This window comes from Agrobacterium sp. V1, from assembly GCF_030518355.1.
In the GTDB taxonomy this organism is placed as follows: Bacteria; Pseudomonadota; Alphaproteobacteria; order Rhizobiales; family Rhizobiaceae; genus Agrobacterium; species Agrobacterium cucumeris.
On sequence record NZ_JAULSF010000001.1, the window covers coordinates 142,137 to 161,610 of the forward strand.

Consider the following 19,474-nt stretch of genomic DNA (forward strand, 5'->3'; position numbering starts at 1 on the left):
TCAGGGAAGAGGAATCCCAAATGAGCACTTACACCAATTTCACCATCGAGACGGACGCAGACGGCATTGCCCTCGTCACCTGGGACATGCCGGAAAAATCCATGAACGTCTTCACCTCTGAGGTGATGGACGAGCTGAACGCCATTCTTGACGCGACTGTCGCAGATGGCGCCGTCAAGGGCGTCGTCTTCACGTCAGGCAAAAGCACCTTTTCCGGCGGCGCCGATCTTTCGATGATCAAGTCGATGTTCTCCTTCTACAATGACGAGAAGGCGAAGAACCCGGATGAGGCGGCGGCAAAGCTGTTCGAACTCGTGGGCCGCATGACCGGCCTGTTCCGCAAGCTGGAAACCAACGGCAAACCGTGGGTCTCGGCCATCAATGGCACCTGCATGGGTGGCGCGTTCGAGCTGTCGCTCGCCTGCCACGGCCGTGTGGCATCCAATGCCAAGAGCCTCAAGATCGCCCTGCCGGAAGTCAAGGTCGGCATCTTCCCCGGTGCCGGCGGCACCCAGCGCGTGCCGCGCCTGACGGACGCGCAATCCGCACTGCAGATGATGACGACGGGCCAGTCGCTGACCGGCGCGCGCGCCAAGGCCATGGGGCTGGTTCATCAGGTGGTCGAGCCGGATCAGCTGGTCGCAACCGCGAAGCAGATGATCAAGGACGGCCTGAAGCCCGTCGCACCCTGGGATGAAAAGGGCTTCAAGGCCCCCGGTGGCGGCATCTGGACGCCGGCGGCTGCCCAGCTGTGGCCTGCCGCACCGGCCATCCTGCGCCGCGAAAGCGCCGGCAACTATCCGGCCGCCCTCGCCATCCTCAAATGCGTTTATGAGGGCCTGCAATTGCCCTTCGATACGGCGCTGAAGGTGGAGCAGCGTTATTTCACCGAAATCCTTCGTTCGAAGGAAGCCTTCGGCATGATCCGCTCGCTGTTCATTTCCATGCAGGAACTGGGCAAGGGCGCGCGTCGCCCGGCCGGCCAGTCGAAGACGGAGTTCAAGAAGGTGGGCGTCGTCGGCGCGGGCTTCATGGGTGCCGCCGTCGCTTATGTCACCGCTGCCGCCGGCATTCCGGTCACGCTGGTGGATCGTGACCAGGAAGCCGCCGACAAGGGCAAGGGCCATTGCGAAGAAAGCGTCAAGGCCGCCATCGGCAAGGGCAGGCTGACGCAGGAGGAGGGCAAGGCCCTGCTCGACCTCGTCACCCCGACATCCGATTACGCCGCACTCGCGGATGCCAATCTCGTCATTGAAGCCGTCTTCGAAGACCGCGATGTGAAGAAGGCCGTCATCGAGGCCGTGGAAGCGGTGCTTCCCGAGGGCGCGATTTTCGCCTCCAACACGTCCACCTTGCCGATCACGGGCCTTGCGAAGAACTCGAAGCGCCCGGCGGATTTCATCGGCATCCATTTCTTCTCACCGGTCGAGAAGATGATGCTGACGGAAGTCATCCTCGGCAAGGAAACCGGCGACAAGGCGCTCGCCGTCGCGCTGGATTACGTCGCGAAGATCAGGAAGACGCCGATCGTCGTTAATGACACGCGCGGCTTCTTCGTCAATCGCTGCGTGCTGCGCTACATGGCGGAAAGCTACGACATGCTGATCGAAGGCGTGCCCGCCGCGATGATCGAAAATGCCGCGAAATTCGCCGGCATGCCGGTCGGCCCGCTGGCGCTGAACGATGAGGTGGCGATCGATCTTTCCTACAAGATCCTGAAGGCCACCGTCGCCGATCTCGGCGAAAAGGCCGTCGATCCGCGCCATATGGAGCTGGTGAAGAAGCTGGTGGAAGGCGAGGGCCGTTTTGGCCGCAAGAACGCCAAGGGCTTTTACGATTATCCGGAAAAGCCCGCCAAGAAGTCTCTCTGGCCCGGCCTGAAGGACCTCTATCCGCAGCAGAAGCCTGAAGACGTGGACATGGAGGTGCTGAAACAGCGCTTCCTCGTTACCGTGGCGCTGGAAGCCGCCCGCACGGTGGAAGAAGGCATCGTCACCGACCCGCGTGAGGCCGATGTCGGCTCCATCCTCGGTTTCGGTTTCGCGCCCTATACCGGCGGCGCGTTGTCTTACATTGACGGCATGGGCGTTAAGAACTTCGTGGCACTCGCCGAGAAACTCAGCGAGACCTATGGCCCACGCTTCAAGCCGACACCGCTCCTGAAGGACATGGCCGCCAAGGGCGAAACCTTCTACGGTCGCTTCGATCCCTATGCCAGCGCCGCCAAGGCGGCCTGAAGCTTCAAGGCAGAACAATAAACAGGCCCTTCGGGGCCTGTTTTTTTGAGCCGAATATACAGCGCTGATCGCTTTATGTGCATCCTTTGCCCGGCTGGGGCGTTGAAAAGGCGAGACCGGGCAAAGACGCCCGCCGCCGCAATTCAGCACGCCTCAGGAGACAGCGATGAAAGCACCACTGCGATCCCACGGTTTTGACAAGCCCACGGACCTCGACGACCACCTGGCAGAGCTGGACGAAGAGGCTGAGGCGACAGCCGCGGAAGCAAAGACGGAAAAAACCACGACGAAGAGGACGCGTGCTGCAAATACCGTTGATCCGTCACTGCGCGCCGAACTGGAAGAGCTTCGCAGAGAGGTCGACAAGATCCGCCGTGATGTCAAACGGCTGGAGGCGGCCCGGCATTCACGCCACAGGCCTGCACAGACGCATCATGAAAGAGACCGCGAGAATTCCCGCCTGATGACGGTGGTGCGCTCGGTTGCCGTTACCTCGCTTGCCAGCCGCATCTTCGCTTCCTCGCCCGTCATGGCGGCGCTGGTGGCCGTGGTGCCCTTCGCGCTTGGCCTTGCCGCCCGCCGCGACGAAACGGCCTAGCTGCCGCTTTCCATGCCGTTATGCCGGGCAGGATTGGCTGCTGCCGAACCCGGGTAGCGGCCCGATGCCGCAAGGCGCGGCAGATGCCCGATAACGGGTTTTCCGCCGCAATCCGGCCTGCGCCGGGCAGACATTCCAGCCATCCACAGCCCTCGTGAAAAAACTGTCAAAAAACTTCGCGATGGCGCTTGCCATGTCCGAACAAGATGTTATAACCCCGCTCACTTTCGGGGCACCAAACAGCCCCGCCCGCCAAAAGCGGAGGTTCTTCAAGGACCTGAAGTGCCCGGATAGCTCAGTTGGTAGAGCAGCGGATTGAAAATCCGCGTGTCGGTGGTTCAAATCCGCCTCCGGGCACCATTCTTCTCAATCTCATTGGTGACGAATTTTGTGCGTGGCGACTTGTCCATTTGCGGGCAAGTTTCGGTGAGTAGCTACCGCCATCATATGCTTTTGACAGGCCCGGTGTAGCCATGGTTCAACCCTGTTTGTTGCAGGCAGTTGGAGAGCAGCCCGCGAATGGATCGTGTCACAAGCCCACCTCTTTTACCGCCCGGCATTGTCTATTTTGACGGCTTTCTCTCTCCAGAAGAGGAGGCCGCCGTCGCTCACAGGCTGGATACGGGTGTGTGGAGTACGGAGTTGAAACGTCGTGTGCAGCATTTCGGTTATCGCTACGACTATAAGGCGCGCGCTGTTACCGAAGATGCGTATCTCGGGCCATTGCCGCTCTGGCTCAGCGTGGTCGCGGAGCGGCTGGTTGCCGCAGGATATTGCCGGGATTCGCCCGATCAGGTTATCGCTAACGAATATATTCCGGGGCAGGGCATTAGTGCGCATGTCGATTGTGTGCCCTGTTTCGACGATGGGATCGTATCGATAAGCTTTCTATCTGCCTGCGAGATGGTTTTTCGTGATTTGCGCGGACCAGCCACATGCGGCGTCTTGCTTCAACCTCGCTCCGGCGTCTTGCTGAGAGATGCCGGCCGCTACGGCTGGACCCATGAAATTCCGGCTCGCAAATCGGATATCGTCAACGGAGTTAGGACAGCCCGAGACAGGCGAATTTCCCTCACTTTTCGCAAGGTTATTGCTTCGAAACAGTCTTGATCAGAGAGGAACGCCTCGTTCCTCCATTCTTGTGAGCAACAGCTGAAGAAGCGCGGTCGGGTCTTCGCCCATTGCGGCCGACAATTTTGCAAATTCAACGACGTCTATTCGTCTTTCAGAGCCTTCGGCCTTTGCGACATAGGACTGTGGCTTGCCCAACCGATCCGCGACCTGCTGTTGTGTCAGGCCCGCTTTTCGCCGCGTATCGGTCAGTATCTCAACAAGAAGCTGGTACTCGGGTGTATGTGTAGACTTCGTCACGAGCTCCAGAACCCTGAAATTTTAGGAGCTCACGGATTAATCCTGATTTGGAATTATCCCATTATGGGATAACGTCTTACGGAATAGCCATGGAGTGCAGTCATGGAACTATCCGTATCGAGCTGGTTTTCAATCGTGGTGATTGGAGCGTGTGGATTTTCCGCTTTTATGTATGTCATTTGGCAGCAAGCTGTGCGGCCCATGCTTGTCCCGCGCGCCGAGATAACGCGCATCGCCGATGTCTTAAGCAAGACATATGGGAATGCTGCCGAGGAATTCGTGGTCATCGAGGAAGATCGCGCTTGGCGATATTCTCAAAATTTCGAACAAGGCAAATGGCGGCGGGTGCGCGCAGAACTTCGTCGCCGAAAAGAGCTTTAGCCTAAAGATGCTCCCGATTATCCGTATTCTGCTCCGCCCGGTCGCGATAAAGTGCTGCCCGTCCCAACAGCATCAGGGAAACCGGCGTCGTCACTGTCATGAAAATGCCGATGAAAATTTCGTGGAAGGCGAAGCGGTCGCCGGAGACGGAGAAATAGATGATCGAGGCCATGACGATGCCGCCGGTGCCCCAGCTGGTGCCGAGTGTGGGCGCGTGCAGGCGTTCATAAAAGCTGTTCAGCTTGGCAAAGCCGATGGTGCCGATCAGCGTCAGCGAAGCGCCCAGCAGCACGAAGAAAGCCACGAGGATGGCGGCCCAGAGCGGAAATTCTGCAGCGTTGTTCATTCGATCACCTCGCCGCGCATCATGAATTTTGAAAGGGCAACGGTGGAGACGAAGCCGAGGATGGCGATCAGCAGCGAGGCCTCGAAATAGATGTCGTTGCCGGTGCGCAGGCCGAAAGTGAGGAGAAGCAGCATGGCGTTGACATAAAGCGTATCCATACCCAGCACCCGGTCCTGGGCGCGCGGGCCGATGGCGATGCGATAGACTGATATCGTCATGGCAATGGCCAGCATCAGCTGCGCCAGCGAAAAGGACCAGAAAAGGATAATCGAACTCATTCGAATATCTCCATCAGCAGTTTTTCATATCGGTTCTTGATGAGGCTTATCCACGCCGCCTCATCCACGTCGTCGAGAACGTGGAGGAGGAGCGTGCCCTGGCTGGAATTATATTCAAGCCAGGCGCTGCCCGGCGTCGAGGTCAGGATCGTCGCCAGAATGGCGAGCGCCATGGGATCGCGAATATCGAGCGGCACCGCCAGGAAGCCGGATTTGCGGTCTCTTTCGCGCTTGAACAGAATGATCTTCACGACCGAGATATTGGACCTGATGATATCGTAAAGCACGATCAGGATCAGTTGCGCGAGCCGGTGCCAGTTGCGGATGCGCGGCTTGGCTGGCCTGAGCGACGCCATCGCCCAGGAGGCGATGAGTGCGACGCCAGTGCCGAGCAGCAGATGCCCGGGCGAAAAGCTGTTGATCGTCATCCAGAAGAAGATCAACGAAACCGTCAGCAGCGGATAAGGGAGGAGACGGCTCATCATGGTTCCGCCTCCGGGTTGCTGCCCGCTCGCGGTGCGGAAATGACGCCCTGAATATAGCTTGCCGGCAGATCGAGGATACGCGCGGTTTCCTGCATGTAGCGCATCACCGGACCCGCCTGCACTGTCATGGCAAGTGTCAGGCCGAGCAGAAGCATCACAGGTGCGATTTCGATGACGAGAACACGTGGCACCGTTCCTTCGATGGAGGCCCAGAAGGTGCGGATACCGGCACGCGTCATCGAGATCAGCGATGCGAAACCGGCAAAGACGATCAGGAAAACCAGCCACCAGGAAAGCATGGAAATGCTGTCATTGGCGCCAAGCCCGGAAGGGTTGAGAATGGCGGTCAGCATCGAGAACTTGGCGATGAAGCCTGAAAGCGGCGGCAGGCCAGCCAGAAGAATGCCGCAGGCGGCAAAACAGGCGCCGAGCACCGCCATGGTGGCGGGCATGGTGACGCCGACTTCCTCCTCTTCTTCTTCCTCGTCGCCCTCGCCATAAGCTTCCATGGTCACGGCCAGAACGTTCGCGCCCGCATCCTGCCCGCGTTCAACGAGCTCGATCAGCATGAAAAAGGCGCTGATGGTGAGGGTGGAGCTGACGAGATAATAAAGCGCCCCGGCCGCCACCGTCGGGTTGCCGGTGCCCATGGCGGCGAGAAGCGTCCCCGACGATACCAGAACCGAAAAGCCGGCAAGTCGCCCGAGCGCCTGAGACGCCAGAACCCCGATGGCCCCGAAGATGATGGTGGCGATGCCGCCGACGAGCAGGGCATCATGGCCGAAACCGGCGGATTCACCGGCCGTCTGCCCAAAGAGCAGGAAGGACAGGCGGGCAATGACATAAATGCCGACCTTGCTCATGATGGCAAACAGGCCGCCCACCGGGGCAGAGGCCGAGCCATAGGCGGAAGGCAGCCAGAAGTTCAGCGGCCACATGCCGGCCTTGACCAGGAACGCAATGCCAAGCACCGCAGCCCCGGTTTCCAAGAGCATGCGCTGGTCCGGGTTCAGCCCCTCGATGCGATGGGCAAGATCACCCATGTTCAGCGTGCCAGTGACGCCATAGATGAGGCTGACACCGATCAGGAAGAACAGCGCAGCGACGAGGTTGATGGCGATGTAATGCAGGCCCGCCTTGACGCGCTGCTGGCCGGAACCGTGCAGCAACAGACCGTAGGAGGCAGCCAGCATCACCTCGAAGAACACGAAGAGATTGAACAGGTCTCCGGTCAGGAACGCGCCGTTGACGCCCATCAGCATCATCTGGAACAGCGAATGGAAATGCGCCCCGGCCTTGTGCCATTTCGCCATCGAATAGATCAGCGAGGGTATGGCAAGCAGCGCCGTCAGCAGCACCATCAGGCCGGAAAGCCGGTCGGCCACCAGCACGATGCCAAAAGGTGCGGGCCAGTTGCCAAGCAGATAGACACCGCTTGAGACCACGGCGGCGATCTCGGTATTAACGGTCGAGTTCACCTCGCGGAACAGCAGGATCGCAACCACCAGCAACAGCACGGTGGAGGTGAAGCTGATGGCGGCCTTTGCAACACGCTGGCGCTCGTCGAAGAACAACAGCAGGGCGGCGGTGATGAGCGGCAGCAGGATCGGCGCAATGACGATGTGGAAGGGGAATGACATCATTTCGTCTCCCTCCCGTCCACATGGTCGGTGCCGGTTAGGCCGCGGGCGGCAAGCAGCACCACGAGGAACAGCGCCGTGGTGGCAAAGCCGATGACAATCGCTGTCAATACCAGCGCCTGCGGCACGGGATCGGCAAGCGAAGAGCTGTCCACACCGTTCACCAGCACCGGCGGCGCATTGGTCTTGATGCCGCCGACGCCGAAGATGAACAGGTTGACGGCGTAAGACAAAAGCGAAAGTCCGACGATGACCTGATAGGTGCGTGGGCGCAGGACGAGCCAGACGCCGGAGCCGGTCATGATGCCGATGCCGATTGCAAGAATGAGTTCCATTACACGTCCTCCGCTTTTGCGGCTTCAGGCGTGCGAACGCGGTAGTTACGCAACGATTGGTGTGCCAGTGCTATGAGAATAAGAACGGTGGAGCCGACGACCGTCGCAAAGACGCCGAGATCGAACAGCAGGGCGGATGCCGTGGGCATTTTGCCGATATAGGGTATCTCCGTATACTGGAAATACGAGGTCAGGAACGGGTAGCCGAAATACCAGGAGCCGATGCCCGTCGCCGTCGCCATCAACAGGCCAAAGCCCATCCAGCGCAGCGGCAGGATGCGGATGCGGTCCTCCGCCCAGCGCGCGCCGCCGGCGAGATATTGCAGCAGGAAGGCGATAGCCATGGTGATGCCGGCCGCAAAGCCGCCACCGGGCAGATCGTGGCCACGCATGAACAGGAAGATCGAGAAGGTGATGATGACCGGGAACATCCACTGCATCACGATCGATGGCACGTAGAGGTAGTCGCGGACGGTATCGCCCTTGGTGCGGTCCGGACGCTCGGCATCGAAGGCATTCTGCATCTGCTGCTGTTCCGGCAGCCCGATGCTTTCATGCGCGGGACGGAAACGGCGAAGCAGCGCGAAGACGGTGAGCGCCACGATGGCCAGCACCGCGATTTCACCAAAGGTATCGAAACCACGGAAATCGACGAGGATGACGTTGACGACATTGGTGCCGCCACCTTCCGTATAGGCGCGCTCGAGGAAATAGGTGGCAATCGCGTTCGGCACCGGCAGGGTCATGACGGCATAGGCGATGACGGACATGCCGATGCCGCTGGCCGCTGCCAGCAGAAAGTCGCGGGCACGGCGAAGCTGCGCCGGCAGCTCGTCGCTGCTATCAACCTTCTCGAAACGTTTCGGCAGCCACCGGAGACCAAGCAGGATGAGAACCGTGGTCACGATTTCGACCAGCAGCTGGGTGATGGCCAGATCCGGCGCGGACAGCCAGATGAAAGTGAGGCAGGTGACGAGCCCGGAAACACCAAGCATGACGAGGGCGGCAAGCCGATGATATTTCGCCTGCCAGGCGGCACCCAGCGCGGCAATCATGCCGATCAGCCAAAGGATGGCGAAGATCGGATCGAAGGTCGTCACGCGCGGCAGTGACAGGGAAAATTCCGAAAGGAACAGGGGTGAGAAACCGGCGAGAAGCGCCACGAGGATGAGAAGTCTCAGCTGCGGCTGCAGACGCCGCGTGCCGAGCGTGCTTTCCAGCCACCGCGCCCACTTCCAGGACACGGTGACGAGAATGCGCTCGAAGATGCGCTGGCCCCGCAGATGCCGGAAGACGGGCGGACCGTCATCGCAGCGTGAGAAATAGCCGCCAAGCAGCGCATAGATCGTCACGCCGCCGATCAGTGCCGCGATACTCATGATCAGCGGCAGGTTGAAACCGTGCCAGATCGACAGGCTGTAGACGGGCGTCTGGTCGCCGAGTACGGACAGCACGGCCGAATGCAGGAACGGGCCGATCGACAGGCTCGGAACGATGCCGACGATCAGGCAGGCGAAAACCAGGAACTCGATCGGGAAACGCATCCAGCGCGGCGGCTCGTGCGGATGTGGGTTCGGCAGATCGACGGGCTTGGGGCCGAAGAAGACGGTGTGGATGAAGCGCAGAGAATAGGCGACGGCAAATGCGCCTGAAAGCGTCGCGACATAGGGCAGCGCCCGGTCCAGCAGTGAATCGGCATGGGTCTCGACGGCCTCGGCAAAGAACATTTCCTTGGAGAGGAAGCCGTTGAACAACGGCACGCCGGCCATTGCCGCACTGGCCGCCATGGCAAGCGTCGCTGTCGCCGGCAGATAGGTGTAGAGCCCGCTCAAGCGCCGCATGTCGCGTGTGCCGGTTTCATGGTCGATGATACCGGCCGCCATGAACAGCGAGGCCTTGAAGGTTGCGTGGTTGACCATGTGGAAGATGGCCGCAACCGCCGCAAGCGGGCTGCCGAGGCTGAGCAGCGTGGTGATGAGCCCGAGATGGCTGATGGTGGAATAGGCGAGCAGGCCCTTCAGGTCCTGCTGGAACATGGCGAAATAAGCGCCGAGCAGCAGGGTGATGATGCCGGCCACGCCCACCAGCCAGAACCATTCCGGCGTGCCGGCCAGCACCGGCCAGAAACGCGCAAGCAGGAAAACCCCCGCCTTCACCATGGTCGCCGAATGCAGATAGGCGGAAACCGGTGTGGGTGCCGCCATGGCGTTGGGCAGCCAGAAGTGAAACGGAAACTGCGCGCTCTTGGTCAGCGCGCCGCCAAGAATGAGAATAAGCGCCGGCAGATAGAGGGAATGGGCGCGGATCGCCGCACCGGCCTCGATGATCTTGTCGAGATCGTAGCTTCCCGCCATGTGGCCGAGGATCAGAAGTCCGGCCAGCAGGCTGAAGCCGCCAATGCCGGTCACGGTCAGCGCCATGCGCGCACCATCACGCGCACCGGCGTTCTGGTGCCAGTAGCCAATCAGCAGGAACGAGAAGATGCTGGTCATTTCCCAGAAGATCGACAGCAGGATGACGTTGCCGGACAGTACCACGCCGAGCATCGAGCCCATGAAGGCGAGGAAGAAGGCAAAAAACCGCGGGATCGGATCCTTGGCCGACATGTAATAACGGGCGTACAGCACCACGAGCAGGCCGATGCCGGTAATGAGGATCGCGAAGATCCATGCAAATCCGTCCAGCCGCAGGGTGAAATTCAGCCCGAGCTGCGGCAGCCATTCCACATCATATTTCAGCACACCGCCGCCGCTGACGGTGGAATAAAGAAAGATGCTGCTGACGAGACCGAAAAGGGCGACACCGCCCGCAACGGAGGCGGGGCCGGCGGCTGCGCCATCACGCGGCATGAAAGCCGTTAGAATGGCGCCGACGAAGGGCAATGCGACGATAAATGGAAGAAGGGTTGCAAATGTCATATGCAGCGGCGGTTTTTCTCTGGAATTGGAGTCTACGGCGGGTTTCCGACGACTCCGATCCCTCAAGGCTCACGAGAACCGAATGATGAGGACCGCCGGAATGACTAATAGATAATATGCGGGGGCGCTCTTGGAACCACGCTCGCAAAGTCTCGGAAAGCTTGTGGCGCGATGGCAACAGATGCAACGGCCGGCCCGGCATCAACGCTGATCCGCAAAGCGGGAGTGGGGAAGTTGCCGGGGCGAAGACCCGAGCTGGCATCCCCGGCCTTGCAGCCGCTATCGCAATCCCTATCGCGAAGAGTGAGGGAACGGCTGAGATCGACGGTCTGCAATCTCTCCAGGCGGCTGGTCTTGGAAAGGGTCTTGATGCCGGATGGTGCCTGAAAGCCGATCATGACGAGCAGGCTTGCGACCATGATGCCGATCAACACTTGCGGATGGCGCCTTGAACGGCGGCATTTCTCCATCCATAACAAGTTGGCATCTCCTTGATCGTAAAGGTCTCTTTAAAGCATCACCGCTCAGCGAATATCCCGTTGATTTGTTTTAGGGGAAGCTGCACGCGCTTGTCCAGCGCACAGGCCGGAAAAACCGCCCGCGATGGCCGATTCCTTTTCGTTTTTGCCCGTTTGCGGCAAAGTGAGGGCAGCAATGGCTAAAAGCTTTTACAAATTTTACCGTTTGACGCTGGAGCTGATGTTTCTTAACTTTCAAGCAAGGAATTAACCATAAAGATTGATGGTATTTCCACGGCGGAATGGGGTTCTCTCCCCTTCCAGGCATGACGCCGCACTGCCGTACCGGTGCCGATCCGGTATTTCGTTTCTTGGTTCAAGAAGGTCAGGCAGGCGTCGATGCCGCATCGTCCGCGATGGGTATGTTCGTTCAAAAATCCCCTTTAGGGTACTGGCGTTCTGAACCTTGGCCAATTGGCCGGGTTTTACCGGCCGTCATGTTGTTGGGGACGTCGGTTGGGGCAGGACTTGCCATCAGATCAAGCGCGCAGATCGGCAGGTGCAAGCCTGGCGGGACGGCTTCGCTTTGCCGGCCTCGACGAGACGCAATCCGATTTCCTGCGCAATTATCGCGGTATGCTCGAGCCTTACGTCAAGGCCGGCCTGCGCGACGTGATGAACCGTTTCCAGTCGATGCCCGACTGTTCACCGTCCTTCGAAAGCGAAAACCAGCTTGATCGCCTGCACGACCTGCAATCCTCGCACTGGAGTGTGCTGACGGATGCGCGTTTCGATGCGCTTTATGCCGAGCGGGTGAAGGTTCTTTCCGACAATGCCGGCCGCATGGGGCTCGATCCCCGCTGGCAGATCGCCAGCCATGCCATCGTTCTGGAGCATCTGCTTGGTGGGCTGGTGGCCGAACACGCGCCGCGCTCCATCCTGCCCGGCAGCCGCAAGAAGAACCGTGAACTGGCCGAGGCCGTGAAGAACATCGTCCGTCTGGTGATGGTCGATACCGAGATTGCCGTCTCGCTGCGTTTCAACGAATTGCGCCTGCGCCACGGCCGTGAACTGGCGGAACAGCGCGACAATGACCGTTCGCAAGCAGCGACACTGCTGGGTGCGGCCCTGACGGCCTTTGCCGCCGGCGATCTTAAGGCGCGGATCGGCGGCGATCTGCCGGAAGCCTATCGCGATGTTGCCGCCTCGTTTAACGCGGCACTTGAAACGATCGGCGCATCGCTGACATCCGCGCAGCAGGGTATCGGTGACGCCGAGACACTCAGCGCCCGTTTCGCCGATATCGGTCGCTCCATCGCAGAACGTTCCGGCCAGCAGGCCGAAGCCCTTGCCGAGACCTCCCGTGCGCTTCAGGCGATGATCGGGAACCTGGCGGAAAACGGCGCCCGCATATCGGCGACGGAAACGGCGGTTTCCCGCGCCCGCGACGCGGCTGTCGAAAGCGGCAAGGCCATTGGCGAGGCGATCGACGCCATGTCTGACATTGAGCAGTCCGCCGAACACATCGGCAGGATCATCGGCACGATCGACGAGATTGCTTTCCAGACCAACCTTCTCGCCCTCAATGCCGGCATCGAGGCGGCGCGCGCGGGTGAAAGCGGCCGCGGTTTCGCCGTCGTCGCACAGGAAGTCCGGGCGCTCGCCCAGCGTTCCGCCGACGCCGCAAGGGAAATCAAGAGCCTTGTCGGCACCACCAAGACGCAGGTCGAGGGCGGTGTTCGCATGGTGAACCGCACGCAGGAAGCAATCGGCGGCGTCGTCCGGCAGGTGTCCGGTATCAACGACATGATCGCCGAAGTCTCCCGGCATACGTCTGCACAGGCCGATGACCTGAAAACGGTTGCCGCCGATATCAGCGAACAGCAGCGGCAGGCCGGCCGGATCGCAAACGAGATCGGCGAAAGCTCCTCCGAAGCTGATGCGCTTCACACTGTCATTCTGCAACTCGGTCGCACCATTCGCGAGTTCCGCATCGCCCGTCAGGGCCAGGCGGCGGCAATGGCCGTGGCAGACCGTCAGGACACATCATTTATGGCCCGTGCGGATAACCGCACGGATTACGGCCAGGATTACCAACAATTCAGACGCCAGGGAGTCATGTAATGGCAGCCAGAAAAGCAGCTGAGGCGACGCTGAAACTGTCACCGGTGCTGGATCTCAACGAAGCATCGGCGCTGCACGGCAAGCTGATGACGCTGAGAGGAGCACCGTTGTCGGTCGATGCGTCCGAGGTGGAGCGCATTGGCGCGCTTTGTGTCCAGGTCCTGATGGCCGGCGCGAAATCCTGGGAAGAGGACGGCAAGCCCTTCGGTTTTGCCAGGGTGTCCGATGCATTCGACAAGACCATGAAACTGATAGGCGTCGATATTGACCATTTGCTCCCCAAGGAGATGCAAAAGTGAAGAAAAAAGTTCTCACCGTGGATGATTCCCGGACGATCAGGAACATGCTCCTGGTCACGCTCAACAATGCCGGTTTCGAGACCATTCAGGCCGAAGATGGCGTTGAAGGCCTCGAGGTGCTGGAACAGAGCAACCCCGATGTCATCGTGACTGACATCAACATGCCCCGTCTTGATGGTTTCGGCTTTATCGAGGGCGTGCGCCGCAACGAGAAATACCGGGCTATCCCGATCCTCGTTCTGACGACCGAAAGCGATGCAGAAAAGAAGAACCGCGCCCGCCAGGCCGGTGCGACCGGCTGGATCGTCAAGCCGTTCGACCCTGCAAAACTCATCGATGCCATTGAACGCGTAACCGCCTGATACGGGACATTTCACGATGGATATGAACGAAATCAAGGAAATCTTTTTCCAGGAATGCGAGGAGCAGCTCGCTGAACTGGAATCGGGGCTTCTTAAATTGAATGACGGCGACCGTGATCCGGAAACCGTCAACGCCGTTTTCCGTGCCGTTCATTCCATCAAGGGCGGGGCGGGTGCCTTCGGTCTCGATGATCTCGTGGCCTTCGCCCACGTTTTTGAAACGACCCTCGACTGCGTTCGCTCCAACAAGCTGGAGCCCACACAGGATGTTCTGAAAGTCATGCTGCGCTCCGCCGACGTGCTGGCGGACCTGACCAATGCGGCGAGAGACGGCGGCAGCGTCGATGAAAGCCGCACCCGTGGCCTCGTCAAGGAACTGGAAGCGCTGGCAAACGGCGAAACCGTGCAGGCCTCTGCGCCGGCGGCGGCACCAGCGGCCATCAAGGCGCCGGCAGCTGCTGCGCCCAAGCCGACGGATGAGAGCGGTTTCCAGCCGGTGCTGTTCTCTTTCTCGGACTTCGCCGACGACACGACACCGCTGATGGAAACGCCGACGTTCCAGATCACCTTCAAGCCGCATGCATCGCTTTATTCAAAGGGCAACGAGGCAGCGCTTCTCCTGCGCGATCTCTCGCGTATCGGCGAGATGAGCATCAATTGCGACCTGTCGGAACTGCCCACGCTCGACAAGCTCGATCCTGAAGCATCTTATCTCTCCTGGACGGTTTCGATCACCACCGACAAGGGTGAAGAGGGTATCCGCAGCGTCTTCGAATTCGCCGAATGGGATTGCGATCTCGAAATCACGCCGGTTCTTTCGGATGCCGCTGCGGAAGAGGAAGAACTTCCGATGATCCCGGTTCCGTTCGATCTCTCGGCGCTTGATGGCGGACCGGAAGCGGACACTGCCGTTGAAGCAGCTATGGTGGAAGAGCCTTTTGTTGCCGCAGCCGTTGAAGCGGCCGTCGCCACGACGCAGATCGCCCAGAGCGTCAATGCCGCCATCGAAAAGCGTGAGGCGGCGGCAGCGCCCGCCGCAGCGCAGGCGAATGCCAATGCGGCCGCCAATGCAAGCGCCGGCCAGACCATCCGCGTCGATCTCGATCGCGTCGACCGCCTCATCAACCTCGTTGGCGAACTCGTCATCAATCAGGCGATGCTGTCGCAGAGCGTCATTGAGAACGATGCGAGCGGCACGTCCGCCGTCAATATGGGTCTGGACGAGCTGCAGCAGCTGACGCGCGAAATCCAGGACAGCGTGATGGCCATCCGTGCGCAGCCGGTAAAGCCGGTCTTCCAGCGCATGTCGCGTATCGTCCGTGAAGTCGCAGACATGATCGGCAAGCAGATCCGCCTCGTCACCGAAGGTGAAAACACCGAAGTCGATAAGACGGTTATCGACAAGCTGGCCGAGCCTCTGACCCACATGATCCGCAATGCCGTCGACCACGGCATCGAAACGCCGGAAAAACGCGAAGCGGCGGGCAAGAACCCGGAAGGCACCATCAAGCTTTCGGCAAAGCACCGCTCGGGCCGTATCCTCATCGAACTGCAGGACGACGGCGCCGGCATCAACCGCGAGCGCGTTCGACAGAAAGCGATCGACAATGATCTCATTGCCGCTGATGCGAACCTGACCGACGAAGAGATCGACAATCTGATCTTCGCGCCGGGCTTCTCCACGGCGGACAAGATTTCCGACATTTCCGGCCGCGGCGTTGGCATGGATGTGGTCAAGCGTTCCATTCAGGCGCTTGGTGGCCGCATCAGCATCTCCTCGCGCCCCGGTCACGGTTCGACCTTCACCATGAGCCTGCCGCTGACGCTCGCCGTCCTCGACGGCATGGTGGTGACGGTGGCCGGACAGACGCTCGTCGTGCCCTTGACTGCGATCGTCGAAACCCTGCAGCCGGAAGCGAAGAATATCCACTCCTTCGGTTCCAACCAGCGGCTGATCTCCATCCGCAATTCCTTCTGCCCGCTGGTCGATGTCGGACGTGTTCTGAACTTCCGCCCGACCCAGGCCGATCCGGTCGAAGGCGTGGCGCTTCTGGTGGAATCGGAAGGCGGTGGCCAGCGCGCCCTGATGGTCGATGCGATCCAGGGACAGCGTCAAGTCGTCATCAAGTCGTTGGAAGCCAACTATACCCATGTTCCGGGCATTGCCGCCGCCACCATTCTCGGTGACGGGCGCGTTGCGCTCATTCTGGATGTCGATGCCATCGTCAGCGCTTCGCGCGGACAGCCCCTGAAGCAGGAAATGTCGCTTGCGGCGACAGGTTGAAAGCGGATCGTTCATGGCAGCACTTAATCTCAGCGACCAGCGCCAGTCTCCGGACGACGTTCTTGCCAGCGGTGAATATCCGCTGACGAGACGCGATCTGTCGGAGATCGCTGCGATGATCTATGCGGATGCGGGCATCTATCTCAACGACACCAAGGCGTCGCTGGTCTATTCCCGTCTGTCGAAGCATATCCGCAATCTCGGCCTTTCCGGTTTCCGCGAATATTGCGCGCTGGTCTCCTCAACTGAGGGCGCGCCGGCGCGGCGCGAAATGCTGTCGCATCTGACGACGAATTTCACGCGCTTCTTCCGCGAGAACCACCATTTCGAACATCTGCGCGACGAGGTCCTGCCGGGCCTTATCGCAAGGGCCAAGAGCGGTGGACGCGTCCGCATCTGGTCGGCGGCCTGTTCCGACGGGCAGGAACCCTATTCGATCGCGCTTACCGTGCTCGCCATGTTCCCGAATGCGGCGGATTACGATTTCAAGATTCTGGCGACGGACATCGATCCCAAGATTTTGGCGCAGGCCCGCGCTGGCGTCTATGATGACAATGCGCTCGAAACCGTCTCCCCCGCCATGCGCAAGCAATGGTTCACGGAGGTCGATGCCGGCGGTCGCCGCAAATTCCGCATCGACGACAAGGTCAAGCGCCTCATCACCTTCAACGAATTGAACCTGATGACGCAATGGCCCTTCAAGGGCAATTTCGACGTGATCTTCTGCCGTAACGTCGTCATTTATTTCGACGAGCCGACACAGACGCGCATCTGGTCGCGTTTCGCCGGCCTGCTGCCGGAAGGTGGTCATCTCTATATCGGCCATTCCGAACGCGTCTCGGGTGATGCCAAGAACCTGTTCGATAATACCGGCATCACCACCTACCGCTACATTGGACACGCATCCGGGAGGAAGGCATGAGCGCGCTCGCACGGGTACTCGTCGTCGATGATAGTCCAACGATGCGCGGCCTGATTTCGGCTGTCCTCAAAGCTGATCCGGAAGTCGAGGTGGTCGGACAGGCCGGCAACGCCATGGAAGCACGCGCCGCCATCAAGCAGCTCAACCCCGATGTCGTGACGCTCGATATCGAGATGCCGGAAATGAACGGCCTCGAATTTCTCGAAAAGATCATGCGTCTGCGGCCCATGCCGGTGATCATGGTCTCGTCGCTGACCCATCGCGGCGCGGACGCTTCGCTTGCGGCACTCGAAATCGGTGCCTTCGATTGCGTCGGCAAGCCGGCTCCGGGCGATGCGCGTCCCTTTGGCGATCTTGCCGACAAGGTGAAGGCCGCTGCCCGCTCCCAACACGCCGCCTATCGCACGGCTCGTCCGGAAAGCGCCGCGGCTGTGCAGCCTACGCCGGTCAGCGATTATCGCGCGGGCCGCAAAGTCGTGGCTATCGGTTCGTCCACGGGTGGTGTCGAGGCGCTGATCGCCGTGCTGCAGAAATTTCCGGCCAATTGCCCGCCGACCGTCATCACCCAGCACATGCCGCCGACCTTCACCCGGAGCTTCGCCGAACGGCTGAACCGGATTTGCGCGCCCGTCGTGGAAGAAGCCACCGATGGCGCACGCCTGCAGACTGGCAAGATCTATCTTGCGCCGGGCGGTGAACGCCATCTGCAGATCGCCAACCGGGCAGCACCCTGCTGCCGGCTCATCGAGCGCGATCCGGTGAACGGCCATCGTCCCTCCGTCGATGTGCTGTTTGATTCGGTGGCCGAGCTTGCCGGTCGCAATGCCGTCGGCGTCATTCTCACCGGCATGGGCCGCGATGGCGCGGCCGGACTGCTGAAAATGCGCCATGCCGGTGCGCGCACCGTCGGCCAGAATGAAAAAACATGTGTCGTCTACGGCATGCCCCGCGTGGCCTATGAGCTCGGTGCTGTCGAACAGCAATTGCCGCTGGCCTCCATCGGCGAAGAAATCCTGAAACTAACCACTGCCCGCAAAGAAGGTGCTGACTAATGTCTCTCGCAGAAAAGATCAAAGTTCTGATCGTTGACGATCAGGTGACCAGCCGGTTGCTCCTCAGCGATGCGCTGACACAGCTGGGCTTCAAGCAGATCACTGCCGCCGGCGATGGCGAGCAGGGATTGAAGATCATGGAGCAGCAGCCCCATCATCTCGTCATCTCCGACTTCAACATGCCGAAGATGGACGGTCTTGGTTTCCTGCACGCCGTGCGGGCCAACCCGGCCCTTAAAAAGGCGGCCTTCATCATCCTCACCGCGCAGGGCGACCGCGCGCTGGTGCAGAAGGCGGCGCAGCTCGGCGCGAACAACGTGCTGGCCAAGCCTTTCACCATCGACAAGATGCGCGCAGCCATCGAGGCGGTTTTCGGATCGCTGAAATGATTGAAGCTGCGGCCAAGCGCGTACATATCATTCAGGGCGAGTATAAGGTTGTCAACGATCCCGACGTGGTCATGACGACGATACTCGGTTCGTGCGTGGCCGCCTGTCTGAGAGATCCCGTTGCCGGCATTGGAGGCATGAACCACTTCCTGCTGCCGGGAACGGGCAATGTGACCGGCGGAGATGCAACGCGTTACGGCGTGCATCTCATGGAACTTCTGATCAACGGCCTTCTGAAGAAGGGCGCCCGCCGCGACCGGCTGGAGGCCAAGGTTTTCGGCGGCGCGAAGACGATCGCCAGCTTCTCGAATGTCGGTGAGCAGAATGCCATCTTCGCCATGCAGTTTCTGAAGGATGAAGGCATTCCGGTCATAAGCTCCTCCACGGGCGGAGAGCATGGCCGCAAGATCGAGTTCTGGCCGGTCTCGGGTCGCGCGCGTCAGCATCCGCTCAGCGGCGCGGAAACCCAGAAGACGGTCGCCATGGAAACGCGTCCGGTGCCGGCACCCAAGCCCGTCGCCAACGACATCGAATTTTTCTAGTCACGGAGTTTCCAATGCAGATTGCAGACCACGCCGGCACCGCTCCGTTCGAAGAAGCACTGCCGGATGTTCTCATGCGCGTGGTGTCGGAGTTGCATGATGTCGCCTATCTCATAGAGCGCATCGAGCCGCAGTTGCTGGAAGTGACCAGCGGTCAATTGTCGGGCGATGGCATCAAGCTGCTGCAGGGCATTGATCTCGCCGTTCAGAAGACCCGCGGTCTTGCCGAATTCATCGACACCATCACCGGTTCCATTCCCGGTGAATGGATCGTGGATGTCTCCACGGCGCTCAGCCTCGTCAAGCTTGCCGAAATGCAGAAGGCGCTGGGCGCTGCCTTCCGCCACGGCCATTCCCAGCCGCTGGACAAGGCTTCCGGCGACTTCGACCTGTTCTAGACCATATTCCCGCCGACGTTCCTTTCCTCGCTGAATGCGGAGAAAGGCAACGCTC

General features: G+C 60.2%; 22 protein-coding genes and 1 tRNA gene. 14 read left to right on the forward strand and 9 right to left on the reverse strand.

Going from position 1 to position 19,474, the window contains the following annotated elements:
- Positions 1-20 precede the first annotated feature (20 nt).
- Both QSV77_RS00670 and QSV77_RS00675 read left to right on the forward strand, forming a co-directional pair.
- Positions 21-2,237, forward strand: coding sequence for a 3-hydroxyacyl-CoA dehydrogenase NAD-binding domain-containing protein (locus QSV77_RS00670; protein ID WP_302732252.1), 2,217 nt, complete (start codon positions 21-23; stop codon positions 2,235-2,237).
- 166 nt (positions 2,238-2,403) lie between these two features.
- Positions 2,404-2,835 carry a hypothetical protein gene (locus QSV77_RS00675; RefSeq protein ID WP_142841069.1) on the forward strand — a complete coding sequence of 144 codons (432 nt, stop codon included), beginning with the start codon at positions 2,404-2,406 and terminating at the stop codon, positions 2,833-2,835.
- Here QSV77_RS00675 and QSV77_RS00680 read toward each other — a convergent pair.
- On the reverse strand, positions 2,832-2,969 hold the full coding sequence (locus QSV77_RS00680) for a hypothetical protein (protein WP_302732253.1): 138 nt from the start codon (positions 2,967-2,969) through the stop codon (positions 2,832-2,834). The genes QSV77_RS00675 and QSV77_RS00680 overlap by 4 nt on opposite strands.
- Before the next feature lie 150 nt (positions 2,970-3,119).
- On the opposite strand from QSV77_RS00680, the gene QSV77_RS00685 reads away from it, so the two are divergent.
- Together QSV77_RS00685 and QSV77_RS00690 are read left to right on the forward strand one after the other, a co-directional pair.
- Positions 3,120-3,195, forward strand: a tRNA-Phe gene (locus tag QSV77_RS00685).
- Between the two features lie 159 nt (positions 3,196-3,354).
- Positions 3,355-3,945, forward strand: a complete 591-nt coding sequence (locus tag QSV77_RS00690) for an alpha-ketoglutarate-dependent dioxygenase AlkB (RefSeq protein WP_302732254.1) — start codon at positions 3,355-3,357, stop codon at positions 3,943-3,945.
- Here the strand turns inward: QSV77_RS00690 and QSV77_RS00695 are convergent, their stop codons facing one another.
- Positions 3,946-4,206, reverse strand: coding sequence for a helix-turn-helix domain-containing protein (locus tag QSV77_RS00695; protein WP_142912707.1), 261 nt, complete (start codon positions 4,204-4,206; stop codon positions 3,946-3,948).
- 102 nt (positions 4,207-4,308) lie between these two features.
- Between QSV77_RS00695 and QSV77_RS00700 the strand changes: the two genes are divergently transcribed.
- The gene (locus tag QSV77_RS00700) at positions 4,309-4,587 is read left to right on the forward strand and encodes a hypothetical protein (protein WP_137396223.1); all 279 of its coding nucleotides are present in this window, start codon (positions 4,309-4,311) and stop codon (positions 4,585-4,587) included.
- A gap of 1 nt (position 4,588) precedes the next feature.
- Here QSV77_RS00700 and mnhG read toward each other — a convergent pair whose 3' ends face one another.
- From mnhG to QSV77_RS00735, 7 genes are all read right to left on the reverse strand, one after another.
- A complete protein-coding gene (gene mnhG / locus QSV77_RS00705; RefSeq protein WP_110755544.1) occupies positions 4,589-4,933 on the reverse strand; it encodes a monovalent cation/H(+) antiporter subunit G in 345 nt (114 codons plus the stop codon).
- Positions 4,930-5,211, reverse strand: coding sequence for a K+/H+ antiporter subunit F (locus QSV77_RS00710; protein WP_006313274.1), 282 nt, complete (start codon positions 5,209-5,211; stop codon positions 4,930-4,932). The genes mnhG and QSV77_RS00710 overlap by 4 nt, the downstream gene beginning before the upstream one ends.
- Positions 5,208-5,696, reverse strand: coding sequence for a Na+/H+ antiporter subunit E (locus QSV77_RS00715; RefSeq protein WP_161991317.1), 489 nt, complete (start codon positions 5,694-5,696; stop codon positions 5,208-5,210). The genes QSV77_RS00710 and QSV77_RS00715 overlap by 4 nt, the downstream gene beginning before the upstream one ends.
- Positions 5,693-7,339 (reverse strand): monovalent cation/H+ antiporter subunit D, encoded by a 1,647-nt coding sequence (locus tag QSV77_RS00720; RefSeq protein ID WP_302732255.1) that lies wholly within the window; start codon positions 7,337-7,339, stop codon positions 5,693-5,695. Before QSV77_RS00720 ends, QSV77_RS00715 begins: the two co-directional genes overlap by 4 nt.
- Entirely contained in the window at positions 7,336-7,671 is a 336-nt protein-coding gene (locus tag QSV77_RS00725) for a Na+/H+ antiporter subunit C (RefSeq protein ID WP_065114810.1), read from the reverse strand. Before QSV77_RS00725 ends, QSV77_RS00720 begins: the two co-directional genes overlap by 4 nt.
- Complete coding sequence (locus tag QSV77_RS00730) at positions 7,671-10,589, reverse strand: monovalent cation/H+ antiporter subunit A (protein WP_302732256.1); 2,919 nt, start codon at positions 10,587-10,589, stop codon at positions 7,671-7,673. Before QSV77_RS00730 ends, QSV77_RS00725 begins: the two co-directional genes overlap by 1 nt.
- Before the next feature lie 104 nt (positions 10,590-10,693).
- On the reverse strand, positions 10,694-11,059 hold the full coding sequence (locus QSV77_RS00735) for a hypothetical protein (protein WP_142841318.1): 366 nt from the start codon (positions 11,057-11,059) through the stop codon (positions 10,694-10,696).
- 516 nt (positions 11,060-11,575) lie between these two features.
- On the opposite strand from QSV77_RS00735, the gene QSV77_RS00740 reads away from it, so the two are divergent.
- The 9 genes from QSV77_RS00740 to QSV77_RS00780 are packed head-to-tail and all read left to right on the forward strand — an operon-like array spanning position 11,576 to position 19,419.
- Entirely contained in the window at positions 11,576-13,171 is a 1,596-nt protein-coding gene (locus QSV77_RS00740) for a globin-coupled sensor protein (protein WP_302732257.1), read from the forward strand.
- Positions 13,171-13,470, forward strand: coding sequence for an STAS domain-containing protein (locus tag QSV77_RS00745; RefSeq protein ID WP_077985403.1), 300 nt, complete (start codon positions 13,171-13,173; stop codon positions 13,468-13,470). Before QSV77_RS00740 ends, QSV77_RS00745 begins: the two co-directional genes overlap by 1 nt.
- Positions 13,467-13,832, forward strand: a complete 366-nt coding sequence (gene cheY1, locus QSV77_RS00750) for a chemotaxis response regulator CheY1 (protein WP_004439870.1) — start codon at positions 13,467-13,469, stop codon at positions 13,830-13,832. The genes QSV77_RS00745 and cheY1 overlap by 4 nt, the downstream gene beginning before the upstream one ends.
- 16 nt (positions 13,833-13,848) lie before the next feature.
- On the forward strand, positions 13,849-16,116 hold the full coding sequence (locus tag QSV77_RS00755) for a chemotaxis protein CheA (protein ID WP_302732258.1): 2,268 nt from the start codon (positions 13,849-13,851) through the stop codon (positions 16,114-16,116).
- Between the two features lie 13 nt (positions 16,117-16,129).
- Entirely contained in the window at positions 16,130-17,038 is a 909-nt protein-coding gene (gene cheR / locus QSV77_RS00760; protein ID WP_302732259.1) for a protein-glutamate O-methyltransferase CheR, read from the forward strand.
- The gene (cheB, locus tag QSV77_RS00765) at positions 17,035-18,090 is read left to right on the forward strand and encodes a protein-glutamate O-methylesterase CheB (protein WP_142841081.1); all 1,056 of its coding nucleotides are present in this window, start codon (positions 17,035-17,037) and stop codon (positions 18,088-18,090) included. Before cheR ends, cheB begins: the two co-directional genes overlap by 4 nt.
- Positions 18,090-18,479, forward strand: coding sequence for a chemotaxis response regulator CheY2 (cheY2, locus tag QSV77_RS00770; RefSeq protein WP_302732260.1), 390 nt, complete (start codon positions 18,090-18,092; stop codon positions 18,477-18,479). Before cheB ends, cheY2 begins: the two co-directional genes overlap by 1 nt.
- Positions 18,476-19,021, forward strand: a complete 546-nt coding sequence (gene cheD / locus QSV77_RS00775) for a chemoreceptor glutamine deamidase CheD (RefSeq protein WP_003493784.1) — start codon at positions 18,476-18,478, stop codon at positions 19,019-19,021. Before cheY2 ends, cheD begins: the two co-directional genes overlap by 4 nt.
- A gap of 14 nt (positions 19,022-19,035) precedes the next feature.
- The gene (locus QSV77_RS00780; protein WP_052816944.1) at positions 19,036-19,419 is read left to right on the forward strand and encodes a hypothetical protein; all 384 of its coding nucleotides are present in this window, start codon (positions 19,036-19,038) and stop codon (positions 19,417-19,419) included.
- Positions 19,420-19,474 lie beyond the last annotated feature (55 nt).

Bases quoted from the DNA above. Each gene is read 5' to 3' on its own strand.
- QSV77_RS00680 (WP_302732253.1), bottom strand. From the start codon at position 2,969: ATGTCTGCCCGGCGCAGGCCGGATTGCGGCGGAAAACCCGTTATCGGG.
- QSV77_RS00700 (WP_137396223.1), top strand. From the start codon at position 4,309: ATGGAACTATCCGTATCGAGCTGGTTTTCAATCGTGGTGATTGGAGCG.
- cheY2 (WP_302732260.1), top strand. From the start codon at position 18,090: ATGTCTCTCGCAGAAAAGATCAAAGTTCTGATCGTTGACGATCAGGTG.
- QSV77_RS00745 (WP_077985403.1), top strand. From the start codon at position 13,171: ATGGCAGCCAGAAAAGCAGCTGAGGCGACGCTGAAACTGTCACCGGTG.
- QSV77_RS00710 (WP_006313274.1), bottom strand. From the start codon at position 5,211: ATGAGTTCGATTATCCTTTTCTGGTCCTTTTCGCTGGCGCAGCTGATG.
- QSV77_RS00675 (WP_142841069.1), top strand. From the start codon at position 2,404: ATGAAAGCACCACTGCGATCCCACGGTTTTGACAAGCCCACGGACCTC.
- mnhG (WP_110755544.1), bottom strand. From the start codon at position 4,933: ATGAACAACGCTGCAGAATTTCCGCTCTGGGCCGCCATCCTCGTGGCT.
- QSV77_RS00725 (WP_065114810.1), bottom strand. From the start codon at position 7,671: ATGGAACTCATTCTTGCAATCGGCATCGGCATCATGACCGGCTCCGGC.
- QSV77_RS00670 (WP_302732252.1), top strand. From the start codon at position 21: ATGAGCACTTACACCAATTTCACCATCGAGACGGACGCAGACGGCATT.
- QSV77_RS00720 (WP_302732255.1), bottom strand. From the start codon at position 7,339: ATGATGTCATTCCCCTTCCACATCGTCATTGCGCCGATCCTGCTGCCG.
- QSV77_RS00715 (WP_161991317.1), bottom strand. From the start codon at position 5,696: ATGATGAGCCGTCTCCTCCCTTATCCGCTGCTGACGGTTTCGTTGATC.
- cheR (WP_302732259.1), top strand. From the start codon at position 16,130: ATGGCAGCACTTAATCTCAGCGACCAGCGCCAGTCTCCGGACGACGTT.
- cheD (WP_003493784.1), top strand. From the start codon at position 18,476: ATGATTGAAGCTGCGGCCAAGCGCGTACATATCATTCAGGGCGAGTAT.
- QSV77_RS00780 (WP_052816944.1), top strand. From the start codon at position 19,036: ATGCAGATTGCAGACCACGCCGGCACCGCTCCGTTCGAAGAAGCACTG.
- cheB (WP_142841081.1), top strand. From the start codon at position 17,035: ATGAGCGCGCTCGCACGGGTACTCGTCGTCGATGATAGTCCAACGATG.
- QSV77_RS00735 (WP_142841318.1), bottom strand. From the start codon at position 11,059: ATGGAGAAATGCCGCCGTTCAAGGCGCCATCCGCAAGTGTTGATCGGC.
- QSV77_RS00730 (WP_302732256.1), bottom strand. From the start codon at position 10,589: ATGACATTTGCAACCCTTCTTCCATTTATCGTCGCATTGCCCTTCGTC.
- QSV77_RS00755 (WP_302732258.1), top strand. From the start codon at position 13,849: ATGGATATGAACGAAATCAAGGAAATCTTTTTCCAGGAATGCGAGGAG.
- QSV77_RS00690 (WP_302732254.1), top strand. From the start codon at position 3,355: ATGGATCGTGTCACAAGCCCACCTCTTTTACCGCCCGGCATTGTCTAT.